Source organism: Streptomyces phytophilus, from assembly GCF_013870535.1.
GTDB lineage: Bacteria > Actinomycetota > Actinomycetes > Streptomycetales > Streptomycetaceae > Streptomyces > Streptomyces phytophilus.
The window spans coordinates 1-10,321 of the sequence record NZ_JACBXC010000100.1 but is presented as its reverse complement, the minus strand read 5'-3'; the positions used below and the strand labels follow the sequence as shown (position 1 = coordinate 10,321).

Annotated in this window: 3 protein-coding genes and 3 pseudogenes; 4 read left to right on the top strand and 2 right to left on the bottom strand. The window is 71.7% G+C overall.

Annotated elements, in window-relative coordinates:
- Nucleotides 1-60: 60 nt before the first annotated feature.
- The 3 genes and pseudogenes from H5J30_RS08420 to H5J30_RS08410 form a co-directional block, all read left to right on the top strand.
- Nucleotides 61-5,058, top strand: a pseudogene (locus H5J30_RS08420) (acyltransferase domain-containing protein); the annotation flags it as partial.
- A gap of 50 nt (nt 5,059-5,108) precedes the next feature.
- A pseudogene (locus H5J30_RS08415) lies at nt 5,109-5,729 on the top strand (hypothetical protein); the annotation flags it as partial.
- A gap of 99 nt (nt 5,730-5,828) precedes the next feature.
- The gene (locus H5J30_RS08410) at nt 5,829-6,116 is read left to right on the top strand and encodes a DUF4287 domain-containing protein (protein WP_181786564.1); all 288 of its coding nucleotides are present in this window, start codon (nt 5,829-5,831) and stop codon (nt 6,114-6,116) included.
- Nucleotides 6,117-6,197: 81 nt separating this feature from the next.
- On the opposite strand, the pseudogene H5J30_RS37860 reads toward H5J30_RS08410, so the two are convergent.
- Nucleotides 6,198-7,049 (bottom strand): annotated as a pseudogene (locus tag H5J30_RS37860) (methyltransferase domain-containing protein); the annotation flags it as partial.
- Nucleotides 7,050-7,737: 688 nt separating this feature from the next.
- Nucleotides 7,738-8,469: a GntR family transcriptional regulator gene (locus tag H5J30_RS08400; RefSeq protein WP_181786560.1), complete on the bottom strand. Its 732-nt coding sequence runs from the start codon at nt 8,467-8,469 to the stop codon at nt 7,738-7,740.
- A 151-nt stretch (nt 8,470-8,620) separates the two neighbouring features.
- Here H5J30_RS08400 and H5J30_RS08395 point away from each other — a divergent pair, with 151 nt between their 5' ends.
- Nucleotides 8,621-8,881, top strand: a complete 261-nt coding sequence (locus tag H5J30_RS08395; protein ID WP_181786559.1) for a type II toxin-antitoxin system Phd/YefM family antitoxin — start codon at nt 8,621-8,623, stop codon at nt 8,879-8,881.
- Nucleotides 8,882-10,321: the final 1,440 nt, after the last annotated feature.

Here is a 10,321-nt window from a genome sequence, read left to right as displayed (position 1 = left end):
ACCCCCGCCGAGGCTACGGCTCCCGCCGCGCAGGGGACGCCCGACGCCCTCCTCGCCGGCCTGGCGGCGCTCGCCGACGACACCCCCGCCTCCGGCATCCTGCGCGCCACCGTCCGCGACGGCCGCGTAGCGCACCTCTTTGCCGGCCAGGGCAGCCAGCGCGCGGGCATGGGCAGCGAGCTGTACGCGACCTGGCCCGTCTTCCGCGCCGCACTCGACGAGCTGTGCACCGCGCTCGACGTCGCGCTCGCGCCGTACGTCGACCGCCCGCTGCGCGACGTGATGTTCGCCGACGACGACCCGGAGCTGCACCGCACGGTCTACGCGCAGCCGGCGCTCTTCGCCTTCGAGGTCGCCCTCTTCCGGCTGCTGGAGAGCTGGGGCATGCGCCCGGACGTGGTGGCCGGCCACTCCATCGGCGAACTCGCCGCCGCCCACGTCGCCGGCGTACTCACCCTGCCCGACGCCTGCCGCCTGGTCGCCGCCCGCGGCGGGCTCATGCAGGCGCTGCCGGAGGGCGGCGCGATGCTGTCCGTCCGCGCACCGGCCGACGAGGTCGACGCACTGCTCACCCGCCCTGACGCCCTGGCCGGGCTGGACGTCGCCGCGGTCAACGGCCCCGCGGCCACCGTCGTTTCGGGCGACGCCGAGGCCGTCGAACGCCTGGCCGCGGTGTGCGCGGAGCGGGACTGGAAGACGCGCAGGCTGCGGGTGAGCCACGCCTTCCACTCCGCCCACATGGACGGCATGCTCGCCGACTTCGCGGCCGTCGCCGCCGAACTGGACTTCCGCCCGCCGCGCATCCCGATCGTGTCCAACCTCGACGGACAGGAGGTCGGCGCCGACGAGATCTGCGACCCCGGCTACTGGGTGCGGCACGTCCGCAGGACCGTGCGCTTCCACGAAGGCGTGCGCTGGCTGGGCGCGGCCGGCGTCACCACGCTCGTGGAGATCGGGCCCGACGGGGTCCTGTCCGCCATGGCCAAGGACTGCCTGCCGAGCGCCGTGACCGTACCGCTGCGCCGCGGCGGCACCCCCGAAGCCCGCGAGGTGCTGACCGCGGTCGTACGGGCCCACCTGCACGGCGTCGCCGTCGACTGGTCAGCCGTCTTCCAGGGCACGGGCACCGGGCATGTCGACTTGCCGACGTACGCGTTCCAGCGTGAGCGGCACTGGCTGACAGGGGAGAAGCAGACCGCGGCGGTACGCCCGGCCGACGGTCCCGGCGAGGCGCGTACGCAGGCGTCGGCCCCTGCCGCCACGACAACTCCCGCCACCGCTGACCCCGCCTCAGGCGCCGGCCTGCCGGAGGCCCTCGCGCTCGTCGCGGGCGAGGCCGCCGGCGTCCTCGGATACGCCGACGCGTCGGCCGTCGAAGTACGGCGCGCCTTCCGCGACCTGGGCTTCGACTCGATCTCCGCCGTCACCCTCCGGGACCGGCTGGCCGACGCCACCGGCCTCGACCTGCCCAGCTCCGTCCTCTTCGACCACCCCACCCCCGAACGCCTCGCCGCCCACCTCCACGCCCGCCTCACCGGCGCCGAAGACGGCGTCGCGACCACGGCAACCGCCGTGGATGCGGATGATCCGGTGGTGGTGGTGGGGATGGCGTGCCGGTATCCGGGTGGTGTGGGGTCTCCTGGGGAGTTGTGGGAGATGGTGTGGTCGGGGCGTGAGGGGGTTTCGGAGTTTCCGGTCGATCGTGGTTGGGGTGCGGATCTGTTTGATGCGGATCCGGGTAGGTCGGGGAAGTCGTATGCGCGTCATGGGGGTTTTCTGCATGATGCGGGGGAGTTTGATGCGGAGTTCTTCGGTGTGTCGCCGCGTGAGGCGTTGGCGATGGATCCGCAGCAGCGGTTGGTGCTGGAGGCGTCGTGGGAGGCGTGTGAGCGTGCGGGTATCGATCCCGACAGCCTGCGCGGCAGCCGCACCGGCGTCTACATCGGCGCCACCGCGCAGGAGTACGGGCCCCGCCTCGCAGACGGCCACGACGGCCACGACGGGCACCTGCTCACCGGCACCACGGTAAGCGTCCTGTCGGGGCGGGTGGCGTACGCGTTCGGGCTCGAAGGCCCGGCGGTGACGATCGACACGGCGTGCTCGTCGTCGCTGGTCGCCGTCCACCTGGCTGCCCAGGCCCTGCGGAACGGGGAGTGCGACCAGGCGCTCGTCGGCGGTGTCACCGTCATGGGCTCTCCCGGAATGTTCCTGGAGTTCTCGCGGCAGCGTGGGCTGTCGCCCGACGGCCGGTGCAAGGCGTTTGCGGAGGGTGCGGACGGTACGGGGTGGAGTGAGGGTGTGGGGCTGCTGCTGGTGGAGCGGTTGTCTCAGGCGCGGCGGCAGGGGCACGAGGTGCTGGCCGTGCTGCGGGGTTCCGCGGTGAACCAGGATGGGGCGTCGAATGGTCTGACGGCGCCGAACGGGCCGTCCCAGCAGCGGGTCATCCAGCAGGCCCTGGCCAGCGCCGGACTCAGCGCCGGGCAGGTGGACGCCGTGGAGGCGCACGGGACCGGGACCAAGCTCGGGGACCCCATCGAGGCGCAGGCGCTGCTCGCGACGTACGGCCGTGAACACACCGCGGAACAGCCGCTCTGGCTGGGGTCGCTGAAGTCGAACCTCGGGCACACGCAGGCCGCGGCCGGTGTCGCGGGCGTCATCAAGATGGTCGAGGCGATGCGCCGCGGGGGCCTTCCGCGCACGTTGCACGTCGATCAGCCCACCACGCACGTGGACTGGGACGCGGGTGCGGTCTCGTTGCTGACGGAGGCGCGGGAGTGGCCGGAGACGGGGGAGCCGCGGCGTGCGGCGGTGTCGTCGTTCGGTATCAGCGGCACGAACGCGCACGTGATCCTGGAGGCCGCCGCGGAGGAGGAGCGGGCGCCTGTCGCGGAGTCCGGTTCGGGTGAGCTTCCGGTGGTGCCGTGGGTGGTGTCGGCGCGTAGTGCGGAGGCGCTGCGCGCGCAGGCTGCGCGGTTGGGGGAGTTCGTCGCGCAGGCCGGGGGAGAGGTGTCCCCGGTCGATGTCGGGACGGCGCTGCTGTCACGGTCGACGGGCGACTACCGGGCAGTGGTCACGGGCTCCGGCATCGAGGAGTTGACGAGGGCACTGGCGCGGGTGGCGGCCGACGGCTCCGAGCGGTCCCCCGCTTCGGCGGGCGGTGTCGGGTTCCTGTTCACCGGTCAGGGTGCGCAGTGGCCGGGGATGGGGTCGGGGCTGACCGGTTTCCCGGTCTTCCGGGAGGCGTTCGAGGAGGTCTGCGCGGGGTTCGACGGGCTGTTGAGCCGGCCCCTGGGCGAGGTGCTGGCCGCGCGGGACGGCGGGCTGGTGGACCGGACGGAGTTCACGCAGGCGGGGTTGTTCGCGTTCGAGGTGGCGATGTTCCGTCAGCTTCGTGCGTGGGGTGTGGAGCCGGGTGTTCTCGTGGGGCATTCGGTGGGCGAGTTGGCCGCCGCGCACTGTGCGGGTGTGTGGTCGCTTGCGGACGCTTGTCGTCTGGTGGCTGCCCGTGGGCGGTTGATGGATGCGCTGCCGTCGGGTGGTGCGATGGTGTCGCTGCGCGGCAGCCTGGATGAGGTCAACGCTCTGCTGGAGGGCTGTGCCCGGGTTGATGTGGCGGCGGTGAACGGGCCCCGATCGGTGGTCATTTCCGGTGATGAGGGGGAGATCGAGGGGTTGGTGTCGCGTTGGGAGGCGGAGGGCGGCAAGGCGCGTCGTCTCCGGGTGTCTCATGCGTTTCACTCGCCGTTGATCGAGCCGATGCTCGCGGACTTCCACCGGGTGGCCGAGGACGTTGAGTACCACGCTCCCGTGCTGTCCCTGGTTTCGAACGTCACGGGTGGGGTCGCCGCTGCGGAGACGGTGTGCGATCCGGAGTACTGGGTCCGGCACGTCCGCGAAGCCGTCCGCTTCGCGGACGGCTTGCAGTCGGCGGCTCGAACCGGCGTCTCCGTATTCGTGGAGGTCGGGCCCGCCCCGGTCCTGACCGCCATGGGACAGGAATGCCTCCCGGACGAGCCTGTCGATTGGATCGCCCTCTCCCGTGCGCCTCGGGAAGGCGACAAGGAATTTGCTCACGAGGATTCCCGTGCCGCCGGTGAACTGATGTCCGGCGTCGGTGCCGCGTTCTCGGCTGGGGTGCCGGTGAATTGGCGTGCGGTGTTCGGCGGGGTCCGGGGGCGGCGGGTCGCGCTGCCGACGTACGCGTTCCAGCGCCGCCGCTACTGGCTCAACGGCCGGGCGTCGAGCGGCGACCCGGCGGGTCTGGGCCTGGGCGCGTTCGGGCATGGTCTGCTGGGCGCGGCGGTGACGGTCGCGTCGTCAGGTGCGGTGGTGCTGACGGGTCGTATCTCCCGTGCGGGTGACGGCTGGCTGACCGGGCACCGTATTCAGGGCCGTGTGCTGGTGCCGGGGGCTGCGCTGGTGGAGATGGCGCTGCGGGCCGGGGATGAGGCCGGGTGCCCGGTCCTCGAAGACCTCACTCTCGAAGCGCCGTTGGAGCTGCCCGAGGCGGCCGGAGTGCAGATTCAGGTCACCGTCGACCCCGCGGAGGGTGGGGGGTCGGCTCGTACGGTCATCGTGCACGCCCGCCCCGACGGCGATACGGACCGTCCGTTCACCCGGCACGCCACCGGCCGCCTCACCTCCACCGCCGACGACACGGCCGGCGAGCCGTGGCAGGGCGCGTGGCCGCCCGCGGGGGGCGAGGCCGTAGACCTGACCGGGGCTTACGACCAGCTGGCCGAGCAGGGCTACGAGTACGGCTCCGGCTTCCGCGGTCTGACCGCTCTGTGGCGGGACGGCTCGACCCGTTACGCGGAGGTCGTGCTGCCCGAGGAGCACTCCGGCGAGCACGGGCCCGACGCCTTCGGTCTCCATCCGGCCCTTCTCGACTCCGCCCTGCACACCCTCCTCGTCGACACCCGCAACGACTCCGATGCCGGTATCCGGGTGCCGTTCTCGTGGTCCAAAGTCTCGCTGCACGCCACCGCAGCCACCCACCTGCGCGTCAAGGCGGCCCTTGTCGGCCCCGACACCGTCGAAATCACGCTCTACGACGCCGAAGGCGGTCCGGTCGCCGAGGTCGGCGAGCTGGCGATGCGTACCCTCGCCGCCGAGTCCCGGCCCACACCCTCCCCCGCCCCGACCGCATCACCGGCCTGCCCGTGGCCCCGGTCCCCCGCGCCCTCGCCGACACGGTCGCGGAGCTCACCGACGCCGCCGACGTGCACCGGCTGCTGACGGAGGCGGTCCGCGGCGGGCACTGCGAAGCGGCATCGGTGGTACGGGAGCTGAGCCGGGCCCGGCTGCTGGGCCGCCCGCACGTGATCGACGCGGTCGACACCCTGATCGCCGAGGGCCGCGCGCTGGCCGAGGGCCGGCTGTACGACATGGTCCACACCCACGCCCTGCCCGACCCCCTCTGGAACGTCGACCTCCGCCTGCCGGGCGGCCCCCACCTCGGCGGCGTCGACGCCTACTGGCCGGACCACGCGGTCGCCGTCGAGATCGACGCCCGCACCCCGCGCCGCGCTTCCCACGACGACCGGGCGCTGTGGTCCCAGTACGCGAAGAAGCGGGAGACCCTGGAGCGCCTGGGCATCACGGTCGTCCACGTCACCCCGCGGGGGCTGCGCGAGGCACTGGAGCAGCAGGCGGAGGTGGTCCGCGCCGCCATGCTGGCCTCGGCGGAACGCGAACAGGCGGCGCACGTGGTGGTCCTGCCGCACTGACGCGCCGCACCGGCGTCCTTGCCGGCCCGAAGGGACATCGGGGCATCGTGGTTGTTACCGCCAGCGACGCGGACAACCGACGAAACGGGAGTAGCCCCGATGTCATTTCAGGCATATTTGGACAACATTGAGGAGAAGACCGGCCTCACCCCGCGTCAGTTCATCGAGCTGGCACCGGCTCGCGGGTTCGACGACCCGGCGACCAAGGCGGGCCCGGTACTGGCGTGGCTGAGGGAGGACTACGACCTCGGGCGCGGCCATGGTATGACCCTGGTGCACGTGATCAAGAAGGGCCCGCAGATCGACGCCAACCACGTCGGCTCCACGGGCCCGCACCGAGACGGGTCCGCCACCCTCTGGCTAGACGGCAAAACCACCCGCCCCTGACCCCCGCCCCTCGCCCGGCCGCACCGCACACCGCGCGGACGGCCGGGGGCGGAGGGCCGGGGGCCCGGGCGGAGCATGGGTTCAGTGCAGTACCGGAGGCATCGTGTGGCGCGGTTCGTCCAGCCATACGGCCTGGCTGCCGTCCACGCCGACAGTCAGACCGAAGCAGTCGGCGGAAGGCCGTTTTTCGGACTCCCACCAGCCGAGCGCCTCTTCCACCTCGTCCCACAGTGAACGTCCACCCCACTGACAGACCACACCCGGCCCGCCGTCACCGGCCCAGGAGACTCTGGCCCACGAGCGGTCACGGCCCAGGCTGTAGAACCAGGACACGACGCTCCCGTCGGTGAGACGGCGAACGCTATGCGTCGTTGCGGGAACCGTCAGCCCGAGCACGAAACCCTGGACCGGATACGGCCCGCGACCGGTCAGATCCGCCGCCCCCAGCGGGGTGCGCGTCCGGCGCACCGAGACGGGCCAGGGCTCACGCACGTACACCGCATGCCGCGGCCACGGCCCTGACGGCCCGCGCACCCGCATCAATTCCGGAAGGCGCAGAAAGTCGCCGCGGGCGCTCCTCCCCTCGCACCCCACGACCAGCTTCACCGGGGCCCGCTGCCCGCTGAACGGGGTCCCCCAGGGCGCCAGGATGACACCACCGGGCCGCACCTGCTCGACCCAAGCGCCCGGAACCGACCGCACCCCACACGTGGCCATCACCCGGTCGAACGGCGCCCCCACCGGGTCCCCGGCCGTCCCGTCCCCGTGCAGCACCGTGGGCCGCAACCCAGCCGCGTGCAACCGCCGTCGTGCGGCATCGGACACCCGCCCGTCCGCTTCCACGGACACGACGCATGCGGACCCCCGCCGATGCGCCAGCAGCCCGGCCACCCACCCCGTGTCCGTACCGACGTGCAACACCCGCATCCCCGGCCGTACATCGAGTCACGCAGCATGGCCAACGCCACCGACGGCATGGACGTCAAGCGGGGTACATCATCCCGCCGGGCAGCGATCGGACAGTCGCTGTCGGCGTACCGGTACCAGCGCTCGGCCTCGACGTACCGATTGACGCGGACGACCCCCGTCACGGGATCGTCCACCCACATCACCGGCGGCAGAAAGTCTGCCCGATCGACTGCGGTGAACGCCGCAGCCCAATCGGTGTCCAGGGCCCGGATCTTGGACAGGTGCCGACCCAACTTATCCTGGTCGGCCCGTACCTCGTGTCGCGGTGCCGTCTTCGCCGTCTTCGTGCCATGACCTGTCAACTCAGCGTCCTTTCACAGCAGGGGGCGGAGGCGCCGCGTCGGAGTTCGCGACCCCGGCCTCCTGCATCGCGTGTCGGCGCAGGTGGCAAGCCGGCATGGGGCAGTTGCAGGGCGGCCACGCGCCCCTGAGGTCCGGAGATTCTGACTCTAAGACTGTGTACGTACGGACTTTGACCGTTCGCTCCCCGGTGTCCGGGTTCACGGTGTAAACCTGAATCGTCATCGACATGGCGCACCTCGCGTCCGACTGGTGATATTTGAATGGTCGACTGGTTGACTAGTCAATTCAAGAGGTGCGACACGAAACAACCCCCGTCGAGTGACGGGGGTTGTGACGAGCATTCGGACAATTACGCCTCCATCGAATACTCTTCCGTGCGCGCCCAGCGCCCGCCTGGCGTGATCCCGACCTCGTACGTCAGCGGCCTGCCCTCGCTGCAGTACGCGTGATGCCGGGACTCCGACACGGCAGCCGGCCCCTCAAGGCGCAGCAGCGCCAACTCCTCATCGCTCGCCAGCCGGGAGGTCCACAGATCGCGACCACTGTGCGGCCGACGGCCCGTCTGCATCTCCACATACCGCGTCGTGCCCTCACGGATACGCTCACGCAGCAACAGACGCGGTGCGGCCTCAGCGACCTCGGCCGTGAACCACGAAATTGATGTTGCCGTTGGGACCTCGCCCTCGAAGGTCACACGCTGCCTGCGCGCGACCCGATCACCCGGCTCAACGCCCAGCGCGCCGGCCACATCCTCGGGCGCCACGACCATCTCGGCCGAGACGATCTCCGCGTACTCACCCGCCGTGTAGATGTTCCCGGTCTCCACCGCCGTCCGGTAACGCTCCGCAGCGGTGCGTGCCAGCGGCGCCCGCTCCTTGACCTTCGAACCCGCACCCTGCCGGGTTTCGATCAGACCTTCCTGTCGCAGCAGTCCGAGTGCCTTGGTCACCGTCCCGCGACTGACCTTCCAGCGCTCAGTCAGTTCCTGCTCCGAAAGGAGCGCGTCTCCGGCCTTCAACTCCCCTCGGACAATGCGCCCACGGATGTCAGCCGCGATCTGGTCGTACTTCGGCAGTGCCATCGCCCGCATCCCCACTACTTGACTAGTCACCTGGTCCAGTAGTCATCGTGTCGGGAGGGCGGAGCCGTGGTCAAGGGACAACCCGGGTAGAACACGAGGACGGCGCCCGACCACCGGGCCAGGATGCGCACACCTTCGTAAGGTGGTGTGCATGACGGAGGCGGCGTATTCGATCGTGGAAGCCCGTGCTCGGCTGGGTGCTATTGCGCGCGAAGTCAGCGCAACCCGTGAGCCGGTCGCCATCACCGACCACGGGCAGACCGTCGCCATACTCCTCAGCCCCGCTGACGCCCTGGAGTTGCAGGAGCTGCGCGCGCTGGCTGCCTACCGCGCCCGCCAGGGCCTGGGCGAGGACGCCGGAGTCTCCCACGACGAGGCGTATCGGCGCGTGTTCGGCGGCGCTGAGGTATGAGGTCATCTGGGAGCCGGAAGCTCTCGCCAAGGCAGAGCGATTCGTCAAGGACGACCCCGCGGGCGTGCGGCAGGTGTTCACCGCCGTCGGCCGCCTCGCCGATGAACCGCGCCCTCGGGCGCGTTCGACAGCGCCGGCCTGCTGCGCATCCATGTCAGCAGCTATCGCGTGATGTACGAGATCAACGACCGGCAGGTCCGCGTCAGCGTCATCCATCTCGGACGCGTGCGCTGAGCAGCGACCTCGCACCGAAGGGGCGGCCTCTCTGAGGGCCGCTCCTTCGGGGTTTCCACACCTTTCACCGGCGTGTACTTGCTGGGTGATGCCACGGAGGACCCGGCTCCGGCCCCGGGCGGCGATCAGGCACACCACCCGGCGCCCGCTGGAGCCCGGAACCCCCGCACCGGGGGAACCAACGCCCAACGCCCGCCACACGGCGAGCATCCGCCCCGCGATCCGGGCCAGGTCGGGGTGCGCCGGGGGGCGGGTTGCTCTCGGCGCCGGGGCGGGGGGCCGGGTGCGGGGTGGGCCTTTGTCGCCGGAGTGGCCGGTGTCGTGGGGAAAGCGGGCGTCGGGGTGGGCGGCATCGTAGGCGAACCCGCCGACGTGGGGTTGGAGCATCGGGGCCCCGGCCGCCGGAGCCCAGCCACGTCCCCGAGGAAACCCGATCCGGCCGCAGCGGCGATCACACGCAACAACCCGCGCCCGCCAGCACCCGGAACCCGCGTTGCCCAGGGAAGCGACCCGCGACGAGGCCACCCCGCCGTATGCAGCACCCAAACCCGCCTATCCCCGCCCCACGAAGCACCTCTGCCCGGCGATCTCCCCGGCTGGGGCGGAGAAACTGGGCGTAACTCGCGGTAGCGCCCCATCGAAGCGGGGCAAATCACCCTCTCGGGGCGACTTTCTCCCATCGGCGCGCACGCGGGTGTTCCGAGGGCAGGAAGCGACCGTCTGGACTCCCGGGCGGAGGGATCGGGCCATAATCCGTGGTAACACCCCCGGATCAGGGCCGAATGGGGCCCCGGAGCCGGAGTTTCGCCCCGCGGTACGCACGCACTGCCCGGTCGACGCCGTACAGGACCCCGGCGCGCGCCGTCGCCAGGCGGACACGCGCCGTCGGGGCGGGGATTCGGGCGCGGCTTCCCCGGGTGCGCGGGTTCCGGTGCTGCATACGGCGGGGGGCGGCCTCGTCGCCGGTCGCTTCCCCGGGCGGGCCGGTTCCGGGTACTGGCAGGCGCGGGGTGCTGCGTGTGATCGCCGCTGCGGCCGGAGCCGGTTCCTTCGGGGATGTGGCTGGGCTCCGGCGGCCGGGGCCCCGATGCTCCAAAACCCACGTCGGCCCGTTCGCCCACGAGACCGCCCACCCCGACGCCCACCCTCCCCACGACACCGCCCACCCCGACGCCCACCCTCCCCACGACACCGCCCACCCCGACG